The sequence below is a fragment of the Pseudomonas sp. LF020 genome (assembly GCF_053456425.1).
This window is the reverse complement of record NZ_JBRFIX010000003.1, coordinates 177,815-195,767: the sequence shown is the minus strand read 5'-3', so window position 1 is coordinate 195,767 and position 17,953 is coordinate 177,815. Positions and strand designations below refer to the sequence as shown.

General features: G+C 61.1%; 16 protein-coding genes. 4 read left to right on the top strand and 12 right to left on the bottom strand.

Annotation, left to right across the window (positions count from 1 at the left end; all coding sequences use genetic code 11):
• Positions 1–478 precede the first annotated feature (478 nt).
• The gene (locus ACU680_RS08630; RefSeq protein ID WP_448179216.1) at positions 479–880 is read left to right on the top strand and encodes a DUF6124 family protein; all 402 of its coding nucleotides are present in this window, start codon (positions 479–481) and stop codon (positions 878–880) included.
• A 63-nt stretch (positions 881–943) separates the two neighbouring features.
• On the opposite strand, the gene ACU680_RS08625 is transcribed toward ACU680_RS08630, so the two are convergent.
• The 4 genes from ACU680_RS08625 to plsB all read right to left on the bottom strand — a co-directional run bounded on the left by ACU680_RS08625 (position 944) and on the right by plsB (position 5,386).
• A complete protein-coding gene (locus ACU680_RS08625; RefSeq protein WP_448179215.1) occupies positions 944–1,633 on the bottom strand; it encodes a DUF4197 domain-containing protein in 690 nt (229 codons plus the stop codon).
• A 21-nt stretch (positions 1,634–1,654) separates the two neighbouring features.
• On the bottom strand, positions 1,655–2,053 hold the full coding sequence (locus ACU680_RS08620; protein ID WP_448179214.1) for a YbaY family lipoprotein: 399 nt from the start codon (positions 2,051–2,053) through the stop codon (positions 1,655–1,657).
• A 50-nt stretch (positions 2,054–2,103) separates the two neighbouring features.
• Positions 2,104–2,790 carry a hypothetical protein gene (locus ACU680_RS08615; protein WP_448179213.1) on the bottom strand — a complete coding sequence of 229 codons (687 nt, stop codon included), beginning with the start codon at positions 2,788–2,790 and terminating at the stop codon, positions 2,104–2,106.
• Between the two features lie 97 nt (positions 2,791–2,887).
• The gene (gene plsB, locus ACU680_RS08610) at positions 2,888–5,386 is read right to left on the bottom strand and encodes a glycerol-3-phosphate 1-O-acyltransferase PlsB (protein ID WP_367083331.1); all 2,499 of its coding nucleotides are present in this window, start codon (positions 5,384–5,386) and stop codon (positions 2,888–2,890) included.
• A 505-nt stretch (positions 5,387–5,891) separates the two neighbouring features.
• On the opposite strand from plsB, the gene ACU680_RS08605 reads away from it, so the two are divergent.
• Positions 5,892–6,101 (top strand): cold-shock protein, encoded by a 210-nt coding sequence (locus tag ACU680_RS08605; RefSeq protein WP_003222087.1) that lies wholly within the window; start codon positions 5,892–5,894, stop codon positions 6,099–6,101.
• 137 nt (positions 6,102–6,238) lie between these two features.
• Here the strand turns inward: ACU680_RS08605 and ACU680_RS08600 are convergent, their stop codons facing one another.
• From ACU680_RS08600 to ACU680_RS08585, 4 genes are all read right to left on the bottom strand, one after another.
• The gene (locus tag ACU680_RS08600; RefSeq protein WP_007964251.1) at positions 6,239–6,616 is read right to left on the bottom strand and encodes a hypothetical protein; all 378 of its coding nucleotides are present in this window, start codon (positions 6,614–6,616) and stop codon (positions 6,239–6,241) included.
• 75 nt (positions 6,617–6,691) lie between these two features.
• Positions 6,692–7,501: a putative RNA methyltransferase gene (locus ACU680_RS08595; RefSeq protein WP_448179212.1), complete on the bottom strand. Its 810-nt coding sequence runs from the start codon at positions 7,499–7,501 to the stop codon at positions 6,692–6,694.
• Positions 7,501–8,652, bottom strand: a complete 1,152-nt coding sequence (gene dapE / locus ACU680_RS08590; protein WP_400763021.1) for a succinyl-diaminopimelate desuccinylase — start codon at positions 8,650–8,652, stop codon at positions 7,501–7,503. The genes ACU680_RS08595 and dapE overlap by 1 nt, the downstream gene beginning before the upstream one ends.
• 238 nt (positions 8,653–8,890) lie before the next feature.
• Positions 8,891–11,482 (bottom strand): glycosyltransferase, encoded by a 2,592-nt coding sequence (locus tag ACU680_RS08585; RefSeq protein WP_448179211.1) that lies wholly within the window; start codon positions 11,480–11,482, stop codon positions 8,891–8,893.
• 384 nt (positions 11,483–11,866) lie between these two features.
• Between ACU680_RS08585 and tcdA the strand changes: the two genes are divergently transcribed.
• Positions 11,867–12,685 (top strand): tRNA cyclic N6-threonylcarbamoyladenosine(37) synthase TcdA, encoded by an 819-nt coding sequence (tcdA, locus tag ACU680_RS08580; protein ID WP_448179210.1) that lies wholly within the window; start codon positions 11,867–11,869, stop codon positions 12,683–12,685.
• A gap of 131 nt (positions 12,686–12,816) precedes the next feature.
• Here tcdA and ACU680_RS08575 read toward each other — a convergent pair whose 3' ends face one another.
• From ACU680_RS08575 to ACU680_RS08560, 4 genes are all read right to left on the bottom strand, one after another.
• Entirely contained in the window at positions 12,817–13,227 is a 411-nt protein-coding gene (locus ACU680_RS08575; protein ID WP_448179209.1) for a SufE family protein, read from the bottom strand.
• Positions 13,224–14,429 carry an aminotransferase class V-fold PLP-dependent enzyme gene (locus ACU680_RS08570; protein ID WP_448179208.1) on the bottom strand — a complete coding sequence of 402 codons (1,206 nt, stop codon included), beginning with the start codon at positions 14,427–14,429 and terminating at the stop codon, positions 13,224–13,226. Before ACU680_RS08570 ends, ACU680_RS08575 begins: the two co-directional genes overlap by 4 nt.
• Before the next feature lie 149 nt (positions 14,430–14,578).
• The gene (gene dapD, locus ACU680_RS08565; protein WP_007954762.1) at positions 14,579–15,613 is read right to left on the bottom strand and encodes a 2,3,4,5-tetrahydropyridine-2,6-dicarboxylate N-succinyltransferase; all 1,035 of its coding nucleotides are present in this window, start codon (positions 15,611–15,613) and stop codon (positions 14,579–14,581) included.
• 32 nt (positions 15,614–15,645) lie between these two features.
• On the bottom strand, positions 15,646–16,008 hold the full coding sequence (locus ACU680_RS08560; protein WP_003222107.1) for an ArsC family reductase: 363 nt from the start codon (positions 16,006–16,008) through the stop codon (positions 15,646–15,648).
• Between the two features lie 293 nt (positions 16,009–16,301).
• Between ACU680_RS08560 and ACU680_RS08555 the strand changes: the two genes are divergently transcribed.
• Positions 16,302–17,933 (top strand): Na+/H+ antiporter, encoded by a 1,632-nt coding sequence (locus ACU680_RS08555; protein ID WP_400763032.1) that lies wholly within the window; start codon positions 16,302–16,304, stop codon positions 17,931–17,933.
• Positions 17,934–17,953 lie beyond the last annotated feature (20 nt).

Below are 17,953 nucleotides of genomic sequence, written 5' to 3'. Positions count from 1 at the left end.
CAATCTCCAACTGCCTGCACCCAACCCCACTGTGGGAGCTGGCTTGCCAGCGATGGCGGCCTGACAGCCGACCAATCTCCAACTGCCTGCACTCAATCCAACTGTGGGAGCGAGCTTGCTCGCGAAGAGGCCCGCCCAGCCATCCAACCTCTTTGGTTTGTTTAAAAATGTTCCAGATAACCAGAACCTTCCCACAAGGTTTTCAGGTTGCCCGTCGGAAGCGCGATCTCTAGCCTGAGTCTGTCGCTGCCAATTCAGCGACCGGGTCTGCAAGCCCGCCGATAGTTTGTTAGGTGCTGATCAGCGCCCCTATAATCGTGGCGCTTTTTAGTGGCCATCGTTTTATGGTGGCTGTGTGCGGGATACCTTTGGGTATGCCGAGGGCCTAACAACTCGGTCTTGCAGACCCGTGCACAGCTGCCACCCGTCATCTGCAAGTGATGGTGGTAGCTCCACTTGAATAGTTAGGAGTTCCACCATGTTCAAACACACCCCAAATCCCCCCGAATCCGAATCCGAACCCGAAACCACCCCCGATCGACCAACCGATCCCGTTTCCCCCTACGCCTTCCTCGATTCGCGCAAGCTCCACGACGCAGCCCTGCGTGCGCTCGATCACTACCTGCTGCCCGAGTCAGAAAAACAGCCCAAGCCTGCCACTCAGCCCAGCACAATCTTCACTGTCCTCCCCGACGTCGATTCCGAAACCCTGCTGGCCCATGCCTGTGAAACGCTGGCCTCGGCCAAAGTCATGGCCAGTGAGTTGGCGTTTACCCTGAGCGGCCCGACGTGCAGTCAGCTTCTCGGTATTCAGCAGATGATTTCGCTCGCTGAGCTGTCGGTAAATCGCGTCCTCGATCAAGTCGATCCGCAAGGCTGACACGCAACAAAAAGCCCGCTGACCATTACCGGTTCAGCGGGCTTTTTCGTGCAGCGGCAAGAATTACAAAGTGCCGAACACTTTCTTCGCCAGACCCGTCGCTGCAGCAGCGGGATTCTTGCGGATGGTTTCTTCCTGTTTGCCGATCATTTCGAACAGGCCATTGAGCGCTTGTTCGGTGACGTAGTTTTCGACGTTGGCGCTTTTCGCATCCACCACGCCGAGGGTCGCGGCCTGGCCGGCGAAGGCGTTGTACTTTTGCGCTACGCCGACTTTGTCGGTGGCTTGTTTGACGATGGGCAGGAACTTGGCGCGGATCTGTTCGCGGCTGGTCTTGTCCAGGTATTGGGTGGCCGAGTCGGTGCCGCCGCTGAGGATGCCCTTGGCGTCGGCCACGGTCATTTTTTTCACGGCGTCGACGAGGATCGGCTGGGCCTGGGTCACGGCGCTTTCTGCGGCCTTGTTCATCGCGGTTTCGAGTTCGTCGACCTGGGCGCCCATGCCGAAGGCTTTCATCTTGCCGGCGACTTTGCCGAGTTTGCCCGGCAGTTCGATTTTAACGTCCGGGTTGTTGCTGAAACCGCCCGGGGTGCCGAGTTGTTTGACGGCGAGTTGCGCGCCTTGGGTCAGGGCGTCCTTGAGGCCGCCGGTGGCGTCTTGTTGCGAGAGGTCGCTGAGCGACAGTGCCAGGGCGCTGGCAGAGATCATCAAGCCCGCGCACAGGCCGGCGAAGCGAAGGGTAGGGCGGAGCATGGCAGCTTCCTTGAAAGACAATTAGCGAATGGCGTCGACGCGGATTTTCAGCGGCTGCGGATCGTTGCCGTCCAGTTGCACGGCGTGGTTCTCGGTGGTGATGAACATCAGCTCGCCGTTGACTTCGATGCGCGCGCTGACCGAGTAGCGGTGGCCGGGTTTGACCTGGGTCGGATCGTAACTCAAGTGGAACGGCAGCGGCACCTGGCCTTTGACCGGGCCTTTCTGTTCGTCGATGACCACCGCCGGTGCGTCGGCCAGCGACACGTCCTGCAGGCTCACGCTCAGGGTCGCGCTTGGTGGCAGGGCGATGCGTTGCAGGTAGAACACTTCGCCATCGAGGCCGACCTTGCCGGCGGGGGTGGTCGACTGGCAGGCGCTCAACAGGGTGGCTGCGGCGAGAAGGGTGAGTTTTTTCATCGGGACCTCTGAGACTTTTGCGCCGGAAGAATCCCGGCGCCGAAGGAAATCTAGCGGATTTTGACGCCAGCGTCAGTGAACAAACGTAAGGGTTTTTCCAGCCACTGCATTAATTTATGAAACGACAGCGCGCGGGTACTCGGCACAACGGGAGCCAGTTCGACTTGTTCAGGCGAGATCACAAGACGTTGATGGTAGCGGTTTTCAATACCCGTCAGTGCATAGCGTTTACCGGGTATAACGCTGTCAGGATCATATTTCAGATAAAACCCGGAGACTGACTGTTCGTCCTGTTTGACACTGACCAGCTCAACGTCGGGAGACTCTGCTTCATGCAGACTGATGGTGACCGCTTGTTCTGGCGCAACAACCTCTGCCTCTTGAGCTTCGACATACAGAAGCCCGATCGGGCTCAGGTGCAAGGTCTGACGGTGGGGAGTGTTGTTGACAGTAACAAAGTAGTCCTGCTCGATCAGCAAGGGTATTTGGTCATGAAGGATCTGGACATTGACTTGGTACCTGACCCCTACATCGCCGTAGTGATGAGGGAAGTCAAATTTCCAGCCGGCGTCGTAGATCGAAGCACGGTGCCAGTCCTTGATGTTAATAGGCGATTGGGAATTGAATACTTTGACGCTGACAATGGTTTCATTAACGCCATCGGCAGGTGCGCGGAATTCGGGTGGTAGACGGAAGTCCAGGATTACTGCAGAAGTTTCTTCGATTAACAGGCTCATCTCGATATCCGTATCGTTATTGGTGGATTGAGCCTATTAATCCATGAATCAACTAACGGGGCCATTGAAGTGTGCGCCCGTTAGTTGTCAGCAAGTTTCAGACTTGTGGTGTATCCGCTGTTTCGGCGGCATCTTCACTGCGGTGCAAAGCCACCTGACGAATCGACAGACGAATTTCCGCCGGCAACACGCGTTTGGCCGCGCCTTCGGCCAGTTCGCCGAGCAGTTCGTGGTAGCTCAACTTGCCGGCTTCGTCGCGGCGCAGGACGTCGAGGTCAAGCAGGGTCTGGATGAAGTGACGGAACAGGCTCTTGTCGAAGAACTCCGGGGCGTTCAAACCGTGCAGGATCGACAGGCGCTGGGCCATGACCGTGCACAGGTCTTCCAGCTCTTCGGCGCTGATGCTGTGCTGGCCGCTGTTGAGCAGCAGGGACACCGTCATGTAGAAGCGCTGCAGGGTCTGCGCGATGCTTTTCGACAACAGGGTCAGCAGCACGAAATGCCGCGAGCTTGGCGCCGGACGCATATACACGTCCTTCTCGAAACGCAGCAGGCCTTGCTCGACAAACGCTTCCAGCCATTGGTCGACCACGCCGTCCAGTTCGTCCAGGCTCCAGCGAATGAACAGCTCCGCCTGCAGGTACGGATACAGCGCACGGGTGTAGCGCAGGATCTGTTCGCGACTCATGCGCGAGGTGCTCTGGAAGAAGCTCGCCAAGAGCGCCGGCAGGGCGAATATGTGCAGCACGTTGTTGCGGTAGTAGGTCATCAGGACGGCGTTCTGCTCGTCCAGATACAGAATCTTGCCCAGCGCATCGTTCTGCTCGGACAGCAGATCCATGTCCTTCACATGCTCGATCAGCGCGCGACCATCGCCTTCCGGCAACGTGGTGTGTGGCGAATACGGGACTTTGCGCAGCAGCGCCAGATACAGGTCCAGCACCCGCGCCATGGCCCGATCGTCCAGCGCCAGACGGGTTGTCGACAACAAGGCCAGCGCCACCAGATTGACCGGGTTGATCGCCGCGGCTTCGTTCAAGTGCTGCGCGACTTTTTCGCCGAGGCGATTGGTGGTCTCGTTGAGCCATGCCGGTTTGTATTGCGGGCCGAGCTCCTGCTGGCGCCAGTCTGGCTGTTCGCTGTCGAGAAATTCCGCCAGTTTGATCGGCTCGCCGAAGTTCACCGCGACCTGACCGAAGCGCTGCTTGAGCGCGCCGATGACTTTGAAAATGTCGAAGATCGACTCTTTCTTCTTGCTCGCACCACGCAGTTCGCCGAGGTAGGTGCGACCTTCCAGCACGCGCTCGTAACCGATGTACACCGGCACGAACACGATCGGCATCCGCGATGAGCGCAGGAAGCTGCGCATCGTGATCGCGAGCATCCCGGTTTTCGGTTGCAGCATGCGCCCGGTGCGCGAGCGGCCGCCCTCGACGAAGTATTCGACCGGGAAACCTTTGGTGAACAGGGTGTGCAGGTATTCGTTGAACACCGAGGTGTACAGCGGATTGCCCTTGAACGTGCGGCGCATGAAGAACGCGCCGCCACGACGCAGCAGGCTGCCGATCACCGGCATGTTCAGGTTGATTCCGGCGGCGATGTGCGGCGGTGTCAGGCCGTTGCGGAACAGCAGATACGAAAGCAGCAGGTAGTCGATGTGGCTGCGGTGGCACGGCACGTAGATCACTTCGTGACCCTGGGCGACCTTCTGCACGCCTTCGATGTGGTTGACCTTGATCCCGTCGTAGATCTTGTTCCAGAACCAGCTCAGCACCACTTCGAGAAAACGGATCGCGGTGTAGGTGTAGTCCGAGGCGATCTCGTTGCCGTAGCGCAGGGCCTGGGCCTTGGCTTTTTCCGGGGAGATGTTTTCGCGTTCGGCTTCGTCGAGGATCGCCTGCTTGACCAGTGGCTGGTTGAGCAGCCCCTTGACCAGGTTACGACGGTGCGAGATATCCGGGCCGATGACGGCGGCTTTCAGATTGCGGAAGTGCACGCGCAGGATGCGCTGGGCCATGCGCACGGTGCGTTCGTGGCCCTTGTTGTGCTCGATCAGTTCGCGCAGGTGGATCGGCGCCGAGAACTGCACGCGAGTCTTGCGCCCGAGGACGATGATGCTCAGCAGTCGGCGCAAGCGCCCGGTGACCGCCCAGCTGTCGGCGAACAGCAGCTTCCACGGACTGTTTTCGCTGTCCGGCGACTGGCCCCAGAACACGCTGACCGGAATGATCTGCGCGTCTTCGGCGGCGTTCTGGGTCAGGGCGCTGACCAGACGGGTCAGGGTCGGCGGTGCGCCGCGCTTGTCCTGACGACCGAGCCAGTCCGGATCCGGCGTCAAATAGAAAAACGCTGCCGGTTCGATCAACGGCCCCACCGACACCGGCAGCACCGGACGCGGTAGACCGGCCTTGGTGCACTCGGTGTCGACCACCGCCAGATCGGTGAGCGAAGGGTTTTGCAGGACGTAGAACACCGGACGACTGCGGTCGAGGTTGAGGGTGAACGACGACTGGTTGATCGTCTCGGAGCGAACCCAGAGGTACAACAGTCGGCGCAAGGTGCCAAACACAAGACGGCGGAACGGGGAACGGGTCATACGGCTTCTGCGTGAGTGAATAAAACCGAGCATTTGCTCGGGCGGGCAGGGGGGCGTTCTTCATGAGTTTTCGTGCCGCGCCGCGCCTGCTGTTGTGCAGGGCAAGGCGCGAGAAGCGTGGTTTGGTCGTTCCAAACAAGCTTCGAGCAACGCAGCCCTGCACAACAGCAGGCGCGGCCCTTCGGGTTGTGCCTTAAAGCGGACCAGACTGCGTTGCATGCCTTGGAAAGGGAACAACCATTCCCGGCGGCCTGCGCCTTGCCTGGTCCGCTTTATGGCGACAACGCGGCGCGAAAACTCATGAAGAACGCCCCCCTAGTTTGCCGTATTCACCGAAAATCGGCAAAAAAGCGGCGAAGTAATCTCCTGTTGAGACTTTTTGCGCCTGTCATATACTCGGCAATCTGTCGCCGGGGCCCTTTTATGGACGTCGGACGCAGTCTGACGTTCCGCAAAGGCTTTCCTGCGAAAAGCCTGTTCAATAATAAAAAAGGAGTATGAACAGATGGCAACACGTGAAACCGGCAATGTGAAGTGGTTCAACGACGCCAAGGGCTATGGCTTCATCCAGCGCGACGACGGGGTGGACGTGTTCGTGCACTACCGTGCGATCCGCGGCGAAGGGCATCGCTCGCTGACTGAAGGTCAGCAGGTTGAATATGCGGTGGTGACTGGCGAGAAGGGTTTGCAGGCTGAAGACGTGGTCGGATTGTAAACCGCACTCTTCGGATCCTCAGAAAACACTGTGGGAGCGGGCTTGCCCGCGAAAGCGGTTTGTCAGCCACCTCTATTTTGGATGTGCCGCCGCCTTCGCGGGCAAGCCCGCTCCCACAGGTTTTGTGTACGGCTTTGTTATGCAGTTTTCCAGGTGATTTCTTCTTCACCGTCGGCGCTGATGCGAATCCAGCGATCGGCCGTTTCCTCACCTTCTTCCTCGACCCAGGTGCCCGGTGCGCAACGCACTTCGACGTTCAGCGCGGCAAAGGCTGCGCGGGCGCAGGCGATGTCGTCGTCCCATGGGGTCGCATCGCTTTCCAAGTACAGGCTGTTCCACTTGCCCACGGCTTTCGGCAGCCAGGTCACCGGGATGTTGCCGGCCTTGCACTTGTAGGTCTGCCCCTTCTGCACCCAGTCGCTGCACGGGCCCAAGGCTTCGCCGAGCCAGGCGGAAATCGCCTTGTGGTCGACGTCGGCGTCTTTCAGGTAAATCTCGATGTCCGGTTGGCGCATGGATGTCCTCACTGCGGGTCTGAAAAATCCATTCGCGGATTTAGCCGGCCCCGGGCACTTGCCCGAGACCAAAAATTATTGAAGAACGAAATAATCGTAGCGCATCGACACGGTGGTCACGAACGGCTCGGGCTGTTCGATCACTGCGGCGCGGCGTTCGGCACTGGCGCGCCAGCCGTGGGGTGTCATCGCCAACAGGTTGGCGCGATCCTCGGGCTTGTCCAGCGTCAGTTTGAATTCCAGGGTTTCGCTGTGCGCCAGCGCCATGCCGTCGGGCACTAATGCCAGATGCTTGTCGTCGGTGTACTCGCGCACTTCGTCGTACAGGCGTTCGCGCAGTTCCATCAGGTGGCCGCTGGTCGGGCCGACCTTCATCAGGCCGCCGCCGACGCTGAGCAGACGCTTGGCCTCTTCCCAGTCCAGCGGACTGAAAACGCTGGCGAGAAACTGGCAACTGCCCGACGCCAACGGCACACGGGCCATGCTGGCGATCAACCAGGTAAGCGCCGGGTTGCGCTTGCAGGCGCGTTTCACCGCTTCGCGAGAAATGTCCAGCGCGTAGCCATCGGCGTCCGGCAGGGCCTCGGCGATCTGTGCGGTGTAATAACCCTCGCCGCAACCGATATCGACCCAGCGTGCCGGCGCATAACTCGCCGCCAGCTCGGCCAGACGCTTGGCCACCGGCGCGTAATGCCCGGCGTTCAAGAAGTCGCGGCGTGCCTCGACCATCGCCTGATTGTCGCCAGGATCACGGCTGTTCTTGTGCTGCACCGGCAACAGATTCAGGTAACCCTGACGCGCGCGGTCGAAGCGGTGGCCGGCGGGGCAGACCACGCCGTTGTCGACGCTGTTCAGCGGTTCACTGCAGATCGGGCACGCGAGCATCAGGCGAGCAACTTGATCAGGGTCTGGTAGTAGATCTCGGTCAGCACGTCGAGATCGGCCGCCAGCACGCGCTCGTTGACCTGGTGAATGGTTGCGTTGACCGGCCCCAGCTCAACCACTTGCGTGCCCATGGTGGCGATGAAACGACCGTCGGAGGTACCGCCGCTGGTCGACGCCTTGGTCTCGCGGCCGGTGATGTCCTTGATGCTCGACGACACCGCGTCGAGCAGCGCGCCCGGCTCGGTGAGGAACGGCAGGCCGGACAGCGCCCAGTCGATGTGCCAGTCCAGACCGTGTTTGTCGAGGATGTCGGCCACGCGTTTCTGCAGGCCTTCGACGGTGGATTCGGTGGAGAAGCGGAAGTTGAACACCGCCACCAGATCACCCGGGATCACGTTGGTCGCGCCGGTGCCGGAGTTGAGGTTGGAAATCTGGAAACTGGTCGGCGGGAAGAAATCGTTGCCGTGGTCCCAGTGCTCGGCGGCCAGTTCGGCCAGCGCCGGGGCGGCGAGGTGGATCGGGTTCTTCGCCAGGTGCGGGTAGGCCACGTGACCCTGCACACCGCGCACGGTGAGCTTGGCGCCCAACGAGCCGCGACGACCGTTTTTCACCACATCACCGACCAGCGTGGTGCTCGACGGTTCGCCGACGATGCACCAGTCCAGACGTTCCTTGCGCGCGACCAGACGTTCTACCACAGCCTTGGTGCCGTGGTGCGCCGGGCCTTCTTCGTCGCTGGTGATCAGGAACGCGACCTTGCCCTTGTGATTCGGGTAGTCGGCGACGAAGCGCTCGGCGGCCACGGTCATCGACGCCAGGCTGCCTTTCATGTCCGCCGCGCCACGGCCGCAGAGCATGCCGTGTTCGTCGATGACGGCGTTGAACGGGTCAATCTGCCAGGCGGTCACCGGACCGGTCGGCACCACGTCGGTATGGCCGGCGAAGCACAGCACCGGGCCGTCGTCATTGCCGTGGGTGGCCCAGAAGTTGTCCACATCCTCGATGCGCATCGGCTCAAGGGTGAAACCGGCATCGCCCAGGCGCTGCATCATCTGCTTCTGGCAATCGGCGTCGACCGGCGTCACGGACGGACGGCGGATCAGGTCGATGGCGAGTTGGAGGGTCGACGAAAGGTCGGCGTGGGCCGTCATGGGAAACTCCGGGAGCTTGAAATTGGGCTGGGGCCACTGTGGGAGCGAGCTTGCTCGCGAAAGCGGTGTATCAGGCAACTTAAGGGTTGAATGTTACAAAGCCTTCGCGAGCAAGCTCGCTCCCACAGGGATTGGGTTCGGTCGGTTACACCGCGTATCACGCCAAGCCCCGCAAAATGGCGGTTATCTTAAAGCAAAACGGCGACCATTGGCCGCCGTTTAGTGCATCGTCGAGGAATTAGACGACAGGCGCCGGCTCAGGCGCAGCGGCCGGTTTTGGCAACGACGACAAGAACGCCATGATCAGCGCCGCGACGTACGGCAGCGACTGCACCAGCAGCATGACCACCCAGAAGCGCATGTCATTGCTCGGAATGCCCTGCACCAGGTAGATCCCCAGCGCCGCGCCCCACAACAGCAGCATGATGAACAGCTCTTCGCGTGCTTCGGAAATCGCTACCCAGAAGCCGTGGTTGTCAGCGTTTTTCGGCGTGCGGAAGAACGGAATGCTGCTGGTGAAGAAGCCGTACAGCACCGCTTTGGCGATGGTGTGCGACAACGCCAGCCCGGCCAGTGCCGCGCAGAACGCATCCTTGAGGTTCACGCCGACGGCGCGACGGTAGAGGAAGATGATCTTGCCGACCTTGAACACGAACAGCGCCAATGGCGGGATTGCGAAGATCAGCAGCGGCGGATCGACCCGTTGCGGCACGATGATCATCGCCGCCGACCACAGCAGGGCGCCGACGGTGAAGAAGATGTTCATGCCGTCCGCGACCCATGGCAACCAGCCGGCGAGGAAGTGGTAACGCTGGCCACGGGTCAGCTCGGTGTCCTTGCCGCGCAGCAGGCTGCGGGTGTGGCGCTTGATGATCTGGATTGCGCCGTAGGCCCAGCGGAAACGCTGCTTCTTGAAGTCGATGAAGGTGTCCGGCATCAGGCCCTTGCCGTAGCTGTCGTGATAATACGCCGCCGACAGGCCTTTTTCGAACACGCGCAGGCCGAGTTCGGCGTCTTCACAGATGCACCAGTCGGCCCAGCCCAGCTCTTCCAGAACCGAACGCCGGGTCATGGTCATGGTGCCGTGCTGGATGATCGCGTCACGGTCGTTGCGGGTGACCATGCCGATATGGAAGAAACCTTTGTATTCGGCGTAGCAGAGCTTCTTGAAGGTGCTTTCGTTCTGGTCGCGATAGTCCTGCGGCGACTGCACCACGGCGATTTTCGGATCGGCGAAGTGCGGCACCATGTGCTTGAGCCAGTTCGGGTGCACGCAGTAGTCGGAGTCGATCACCGCGATCACTTCGGCGTCCTTGGCGGTGTGCGGAATCAGGTAGTTCAGCGCACCGCCCTTGAACCCGGCCAGGGGCGAAACATGGAAGAACTTGAAGCGCGGGCCGAGGGTTGCGCAGTAGTCGCGCACCGGCTCCCACACGGCCGGATCCTTGGTGTTGTTGTCGATGATCAGGACTTCATAGTCCGGGTAATCGAGGGCGGCCAGGGCGTCGAGGGTCTGTTTGACCATGTCCGGCGGTTCGTTGTAGCAGGGCACGTGAATCGACACTTTCGGGCGATAGCTGGAGTCGCCCACCACCGGCAGGAATTCACGCCGACGCTTGTGAATCCACACCGCTTCGGCCAGTTCGTGGGCCTCGGTCAGCAGCACGATGAACACCCCGAGCGCACCGAGCGCCAGCAGGAAACCCACCGTCAGGCTGAACCACGTGCTGTATTGCTGGCTGTAGTCATAGCCGATCCACACCAGCACCGAGCCGCAAAGGAACGCGATAAAGGTCAGGAAGGTACGGCCACGCTGGCGCAGGGCCGAGCCGTCGATCATCAGCAGGGTCAGCGACAGCAGAGCCAGCACCACCGAACCGATGGCCAGCACGCGCCATTGCGGGATGGCGACGACCGGACCTTCGAAGTTGAATTTCTGCTGGCGCGCGGCGTTGAACACGCCCCAGTAAGCGCCCACCGAACCTTCATCACTGGCCTTCCATGGCTGGTCGAAGGCTTCAATCACGAAATAGTTGAAGCCTTGGCGGTTGAGCTTGTTGACCAGCGTGCGCAGGTAGATCGCTTGATCCGCCGGCGACGCATCGGCGCCACCGCGCATGCGCCCGTTGCTTGGCCAGCCGACTTCGGACAGCAGCAGCGGCTTTTTCGGGAACAGCTTTTTCAGGTCACGGGCGCGGTCGAAGACGAACTGTCCGGCCTTGTCGACCGGGATGAATTCCCAGTACGGCAGCACGTGCGCAGCGATCAGGTCGACGTGCTTGGCCAGTTCCGGGTGTTCTTCCCAGACGTGCCACTGCTCGGACGTGGTGACCGGCACTTTTACCGCCCCGCGCACGCGATCCAGCAGCACGCTCAGTTGCTCGGCAGTGATTTCCTTGCGGAAGATCGCTTCGTTACCGACCACCACCCGCACCACGCTGCGCGAGGTATTGGCCAGTTCGATGGCGCGCTGGATTTCCCGCTCGTTGCGTTCCTGGTCGGGGCTGATCCAGATCCCGAGGGTCACGCGCAGACCGAACTCTTCCGCCAGCTTCGGGATGTCCTGCAGCGAACCGTCGACCGAGTAGATGCGGATGTTGTCCGTCAGCTTGCTCATGATCTCCAGGTCGCGACGCATTTCATCGTCAGTCGGATACTGATCCCTCTGTGGGAATTGTCCCTGCTGAAATGGCGAATAGGAGAAACCGGAGATCTGCTCCGGCCAGTTGGGCGCGGAGACCGGGCGGTTGATCAGCGCCCAGAAACCGGTGAACAGGGCGGCGATTGCCAGAACCACCACCAGGTTGAGACCAAATTTACGCGATGACATAGCTATTTCGGGTTCCAAAGGCTGTGGAACGAAGGAACGGTTCGGCTTACGCCAAAAGGGCGCGAATCCTACACCGGCAGTTCACTGGTCGTACACCGGACAGGGAAATGCCCGATGTTGGGCAGTCCAACCTGATTTAAGTTCTTTAGTAACAGCTTGTAAGAGAAAACTTTGTTGTTCAGTTATAGCAATTCACGGTGGCGAGGGAGCTTGCTCCCGCTGGGACTGCGAAGCAGGCCGCTTTTTGAGGGCCGCTTCGCGACCCGGCGGGAGCAAGCTCCCTCGCCACAAAGGTTGTGTGAAAACGGCTGTGGTTGCCGTTCATAGCGTCAAAGATGCTCCTGGCCGCCGACGGCCCTATAATGCGCGCCGGTTTTTGGGGTAATGGTCATGAGTACAGAAGATCCACGGTTTGCAGGCATCGCCCGTTTGTATGGCATCGAGGGCCTCGAGCGCCTGCGTGCGGCCCATGTGGCGATTGTCGGCGTCGGTGGTGTCGGTTCCTGGGCGGCGGAAGCCATGGCCCGCTGTGGCGTGGGCGAAATTTCGCTGTTCGACCTCGACGACGTCTGCGTCAGCAACGCCAACCGCCAGTTGCATGCGCTGGACAGCACCGTCGGCAAACCCAAGGTCGAAGTGATGGCCGAGCGTCTGCGCGGGATCAACCCGGACTGCACCGTGCATGCGGTGGCGGATTTCGTCACCCGCGACACCATGGCCGAGTACATCACGCCGAACATCGACTGCGTGATCGACTGCATCGACGCGGTCAACGCCAAGGCTGCGCTGATCGCCTGGTGCAAACGTCGCAAGATTCAGATCATTACCACCGGCGGCGCGGGTGGGCAGATCGATCCGACACTGATTCAGGTCTGCGACCTCAACCGTACGTTCAACGATCCGCTGGCCTCGAAAGTGCGCTCGACATTGCGTCGCGACTATGGCTTCTCGCGCACCGTGACCCGTCATTACAGCGTGCCGTGCGTGTTTTCCACCGAACAGCTGCGCTATCCGAAACCGGACGGCAGCATCTGTTTGCAGAAGAGTTTTGTCGGTGACGGGGTGAAGCTCGACTGCGCCGGCGGGTTTGGCGCGGTGATGATGGTGACGGCGACGTTCGGCATGGTCGCGGCGACCAAGGCGGTGGACAAGATTGTGGCGGGTGTGCGGCGGCCGGCGGATAGGGGCAAGCCTCAGGTCTGATCTGTGAGGCTGATGACCTCATCGCTGGCAAGCCAGCTCCCACAATTCCCTTGTAGGAGCTGCCGCAGGCTGCGATCTTTTGATCCTGATTTTAAAAAACAAGATCAAAAGATCGCAGCCTTCGGCAGCTCCTACAGGGTGGAGGCCAATTCATTCATGCGCTGGAGCACGGCATTCAAGCCATTGCTGCGCGACGGCGATAGCTGACGCGAAAGTCCCAACTGATTGAACCACTCGGGCAAATCCACCTGCCGCAACTCGGCAGCGCTCAAGCCGTTGACCCGCAACAGCAGCAACGCCACCAATCCGCGAATCATCCGCGCATCGCTGGCAGCGCTGAACTGCCAGTGGCCGTCCTGCAATTCCCCCACCAGCCACACCTGACTCTCACAGCCATGCACCCGGTTGGCCTCGCATTTGTCCGCGTCATCCAGCGGTGGCAGACGATCGCCAAACTGCATCAGCAACCGCGCCCGTTGTTCCCAGCCGGCAGCATTCTGAAAAGTCAGCAACGCTTCGGCGGCGGCCAGCGGCAGGCTCATCGCAACAACTCCAGGGCCTGATCCAGCGCTTCGAAGAAACGCTCCAGATCCTCGGAATCGTTGTACAGCGCCAGCGACACACGGATCGCGCCCGCCAGTTCGAAACTTTTCAGCAACGGCATTGCGCAATGATGCCCGGCGCGCACGGCGATGCCTTGCTCGGTCAGCAGGTGCGCCAGATCGGCGTTGTGCACACCTTCGACAACAAAACTCGCCAGCGCCAGTTGCGGCTTGCCCAGCAGGCGAATGCCGTTACGCGCGGCCAGGCCTTGCAGCAGGTAGGCGTGCAGCGCCGCTTCGTGGGCCGACACCGCGTCCTGATCCAGCCCGGCCAGATAGTCGAGGGTCGCGCCGAGGCCGATCACGCTGGCAATCGGCGGCGTACCCGCCTCGAAACCCAGCGGGGCAGGGCGGAAGCGTGCATCGTGATAATTGGCTTCCAGCACCATTTCGCCGCCGAACTGCCACGGCTGCAGTTGCTCTAGCGCCTTGTTGCGCCCGAACAGCACGCCGAGACCATCGGGGCCGTACAGCTTGTGGCTGGAAAACACATAGAAGTCGCAACCCAGCGCCTGCACGTCGTGGCGACCATGCACCACACCTTGGGCGCCATCGACCACGCTCAGCGCGTTGTGCGCCTTGGCCATCGCCAGCAGCGCTGGCAGCGGTTGCCAGGCACCCAGCACGTTGGACAGCTGACTGACCGCCAGCAAGCGCGTGCGCGGGGTAATCAGGCGCACAGCCGCGCCGAGGTCGATCACGCCGTCGGCGTCCAGCGGCAGGATCACCAGTTTCAGCTCGCGACGCTGTGCCAGTTGCTGCCACGGCAGCAGGTTGGCGTGATGCTCCAGGGCGCTGATGACAATTTCATCGCCCGGGTGGAAAAGATGTTCCAGGCCATAGGCCAGGAGATTCAGCGCACTGGTGGCGCCATGGGTGAAGATGATCTGCCCGCTGTCACCGGCATTCAGCCACTGGGCAACCTTGAGTCGACTGTCTTCGAACGCCTGCGTCGCGTGGGCGCCGGGCAGATGCTGCGCGCGATGCACATTGGCCGCGCCATTGGCGTAGTAATGCGCCAGTGCGTCGAGCAGGGCTTGGGGTTTTTGCGTGGTGGCGGCGTTGTCCAGATAGGTCTGGTCTTGCCGTTGCAGGGCGGCGATGGCCGGAAAATCGGCGCGCCACGGGGAGGGAATCATCATCTGTTCAGCCCTGTGAACTTGGGCGGGGGTACATCGAACCTTGTGGGAGCGAGCTTGCTCGCGAAAGCGTCGTGTCATTCAGCACTGTTGTTGACTGACCGGACGCCTTCGCGAGCAAGCTCGCTCCCACAGGGGGATCGTATGGCTGCTTAGTTGTGAGCGTGCAGCGCTTCGTTCAGCTCGATCGCCGATTTGTGGGTCTTGCATTCCACGGCACCGGTTTCCGAATTGCGACGGAACAGCAGGTCAGTCTGACCGGCCAGCTCACGCGCCTTCACAACCTTGACCAGGTTGTTGTGCTCGTCCAGCAGCGCCACCTTGGTGCCGGCGGTCACGTACAGGCCCGACTCGACAGTGTTGCGGTCGCCCAACGGAATACCGATACCGGCGTTGGCGCCGATCAGGCAGCCTTCGCCAACCTTGATCACGATGTTGCCGCCGCCCGACAGGGTGCCCATGGTCGAGCAGCCGCCGCCCAGGTCCGAGCCCTTGCCGACGAATACGCCAGCGGAAACGCGGCCTTCGATCATGCCCGGGCCTTCGGTGCCGGCGTTGAAGTTGATGAAGCCTTCGTGCATCACGGTGGTGCCTTCGCCCACGTAGGCGCCCAGGCGCAGACGCGCGGCGTCAGCGATACGCACACCGGCCGGCACCACGTAGTCGGTCATTTTCGGGAACTTGTCCACCGAGAACACTTCCAGCAGCTCGCCACGCAGACGCGCTTCCAGTTGCAGTTCGGCCAGTTCGCTCAGGTCGATTGCGCCCTGGCTGGTCCAGGCCACGTTCGGCAGCAGCGGGAAGATCCCGGCCAGGCTAACGCCGTGCGGCTTGACCAGACGATGGGACAGCAGGTGCAGCTTGAGGTATGCCTCTGGCGTCGAGGTCAGCTGTGCGTCTTCGGCCAGCAGGGTGGCGACCAGCGGCTTGTGGCTCTCGGCCAGACGGGTCAGCAGCTTGCCTTGAACGGCGTCGATGCCTTTGACCGCTTCAGCCAGTTGCGCCGCCTGCGCGGTGGTGAAGGTGATGGCCTGGTTGCCTTCGGTGTAGCCGAGGATCGGCGCAACGGCAGCGACCAGTTCGGCCGACGGGTTGAGCAGTGGCTGGGCGTAGAACACTTCCAGCCACGCGCCTTGACGGTTCTGAGTGCCGACACCAAAGGCGATGCTGAACAGAGAGTTGGACATGTGAATACCTCTAGCAATAAGTGACGGGCTGCTTACTTGAGTGCGGCCGCGTAGATGTCTGGCTTGAAGCCAATCAGGGTTCGGTCACCGAGATCGAGCACCGGGCGCTTGATCATCGAGGGTTGAGCGAGCATCAGTTCGATGGCTTTCGACTGGTCGAGATCGGCTTTACGTTCGTCGTCGAGTTTGCGAAAGGTCGTGCCTGCACGGTTCAACACCGTTTGCCAGCCGTGCTCGTCACACCATTGGGTCAGGTGCTCACGGTCGATGCCGGCGGTTTTGTAGTCATGGAAGTCATAGCTGACAGCGTGTTCATCGAGCCAGGTGCGCGCCTTCTTCATGGTGTCGCAGGCTTTGATGCCGAAAAGGTGCAACGTTTTACTTGAAACGGTCAAGGAATCGCCCCCTTTACAGGTGCTGGAAAAAAATGGTGTCGGATTATGCCATGACCAAAGCGTTTCGCGGCGGCTGAGGTCGATTTCCCACCGCAAAACCCTGTAGGAGTGAGCCTGCTCGCGATGGCGATTTACCTGCCACTGATAGTGTTGAATGTTAAACCGTTATCGCGAGCAGGCTCACTCCTACAAGGGATTTGCGACAGGGCTGCGACATAGGTGCAAACGCCAGACGCATGCTAAGCGGCTAATATGGCAGTTCAACGCTGTCGATTGTCTGAGATTTCCGCTTTATGCAAACCGCTTACACCGTCCTGATCCTGCTGATGCTGGTCAGCGTCTCGCGTCTGGTAGGACGGGTCATCCCGCTGCCGCTGCCTCTCGTGCAAATCGCCGCCGGCGCCTTGCTGGCCTGGCCGACATTGGGCCTGCACGTAGCGCTGGACCCCGAACTGTTCCTGTTTCTTTTTCTGCCGCCGCTGCTGTTTTCCGACGGTTGGCGCATGCCCAAACGCGAGTTCTGGCACCTGCGCGGGCCGATCCTGACGCTGGCGGTCGGTCTGGTGCTGTTCACCGTGGTCGGCGCCGGGTACTTCATTCACTGGCTGTTGCCGAGCATTCCGCTGCCGGTGGCCTTCGCGCTGGCCGCCGTGCTGTCGCCGACCGATGCCGTGGCGGTCTCGGCGATCTCGCAGAACCGCTTGCCGACGCCGCTGATGCACATCCTGCAAGGCGAGGCGCTGATGAACGATGCGTCGGGTCTGGTGACGTTCAAGTTTGCCTTGGTGGCGGCGGTGACCGGGGTGTTCTCGCTGGCCAATGCCAGCCTGACGTTCGTGCTGGTGGCGGTCGGGGGCTTGGCCGTCGGCGTCGCGCTGAGCTGGCTGGTCGGGCGCTTGCGCGCGTGGATGATCGCCCGTGGCTGGGACGACCCGGCCACCCACGTGGTGTTCATGTTGCTGCTGCCGTTCGCCGCCTATGTATTGGCCGAGCGACTGGGTGCCTCGGGCATTCTTTCGGCGGTGGCGGCGGGGATGATGCAGAGCTGGCTTGATCTGCTGCCGCGGCAGACCAGCACCCGGCTGCTCAATCGCAGCGTCTGGTCATTGCTCGAATTTGCCTTCAACGGCCTGATCTTTCTGCTGCTGGGTCTGCAATTGCCGGACATCATCAAGGCCGTGGTCAGCCACGAGCCGACGTTGTGGCCGACGCTGCTGTACCGCGGCCTCGACGTGGTGGCGATTTTCCTTGCCCTGGTGCTGTTGCGCTTTATCTGGGTGCAAAGCATCTGGCGCTTGTCAGTGCTGTTGCGCCGTTTGCGCGGCAAGGGCGACCTGACGCAAGTGCCAACCGCGCGATCCTGCTGGCTGTTGACCGTTGGCGGGGTGCGCGGGGCGGTGACGCTGGCCGGTGTGATGTCGGTGCCGATGTTGATGGGCAGCGAGGCGTTCCCCGAGCGTGATCTGCTGATCTTCATCGCCGCCGGGGTGATTCTGTTGTCGCTGATTTGTGCCTGCATCGCCTTGCCGTTGCTGCTGCGCGGCATCGAGAAAAGCCCGGACGACAAGCGTCGTCAGGAAGTGCGCGATGCCTGGCGCAAGACCGCCGAGGCGGCGATCCATGCGCTGGAAACCGAAGAGGTCGCACCGCAGGATGCCGCCCAAGCCGCGCTCTCGGCGGAACTCAAGGCACGGATCATGTCCGAGTATCGCCATCAACTCGAGGTGTTCAACGATTCTGCAGAGGCGCAGGCGCTGGCGTTCCAGATGGACCTGCTCGAACGCCGTCTGCGGCTCAAGGCACTGCGTGCGCAACGTCTTGAGCTCTATAGTCTCAGCCGTCAGCACCAGATCGGGGATGACGTGTTGCGCGAAGTATTGGCAGACCTGGATTTAAGCGAAGCGAATCTGGGACAGGTCAAATAGCTGTTCGCTGTCGGATGATC

Bases quoted from the DNA above. Each gene is read 5' to 3' on its own strand.
- ACU680_RS08605 (WP_003222087.1), top strand. From the start codon at position 5,892: ATGGCAACACGTGAAACCGGCAATGTGAAGTGGTTCAACGACGCCAAG.
- ACU680_RS08570 (WP_448179208.1), bottom strand. From the start codon at position 14,429: ATGATGATTCCCTCCCCGTGGCGCGCCGATTTTCCGGCCATCGCCGCC.
- ACU680_RS08620 (WP_448179214.1), bottom strand. From the start codon at position 2,053: ATGAAAAAACTCACCCTTCTCGCCGCAGCCACCCTGTTGAGCGCCTGC.
- ACU680_RS08630 (WP_448179216.1), top strand. From the start codon at position 479: ATGTTCAAACACACCCCAAATCCCCCCGAATCCGAATCCGAACCCGAA.
- plsB (WP_367083331.1), bottom strand. From the start codon at position 5,386: ATGACCCGTTCCCCGTTCCGCCGTCTTGTGTTTGGCACCTTGCGCCGA.
- dapD (WP_007954762.1), bottom strand. From the start codon at position 15,613: ATGTCCAACTCTCTGTTCAGCATCGCCTTTGGTGTCGGCACTCAGAAC.
- ACU680_RS08595 (WP_448179212.1), bottom strand. From the start codon at position 7,501: ATGCTCGCGTGCCCGATCTGCAGTGAACCGCTGAACAGCGTCGACAAC.
- dapE (WP_400763021.1), bottom strand. From the start codon at position 8,652: ATGACGGCCCACGCCGACCTTTCGTCGACCCTCCAACTCGCCATCGAC.
- ACU680_RS08615 (WP_448179213.1), bottom strand. From the start codon at position 2,790: ATGAGCCTGTTAATCGAAGAAACTTCTGCAGTAATCCTGGACTTCCGT.
- ACU680_RS08625 (WP_448179215.1), bottom strand. From the start codon at position 1,633: ATGCTCCGCCCTACCCTTCGCTTCGCCGGCCTGTGCGCGGGCTTGATG.
- ACU680_RS08555 (WP_400763032.1), top strand. From the start codon at position 16,302: ATGCAAACCGCTTACACCGTCCTGATCCTGCTGATGCTGGTCAGCGTC.
- ACU680_RS08585 (WP_448179211.1), bottom strand. From the start codon at position 11,482: ATGTCATCGCGTAAATTTGGTCTCAACCTGGTGGTGGTTCTGGCAATC.
- ACU680_RS08575 (WP_448179209.1), bottom strand. From the start codon at position 13,227: ATGAGCCTGCCGCTGGCCGCCGCCGAAGCGTTGCTGACTTTTCAGAAT.
- ACU680_RS08600 (WP_007964251.1), bottom strand. From the start codon at position 6,616: ATGCGCCAACCGGACATCGAGATTTACCTGAAAGACGCCGACGTCGAC.
- tcdA (WP_448179210.1), top strand. From the start codon at position 11,867: ATGGTCATGAGTACAGAAGATCCACGGTTTGCAGGCATCGCCCGTTTG.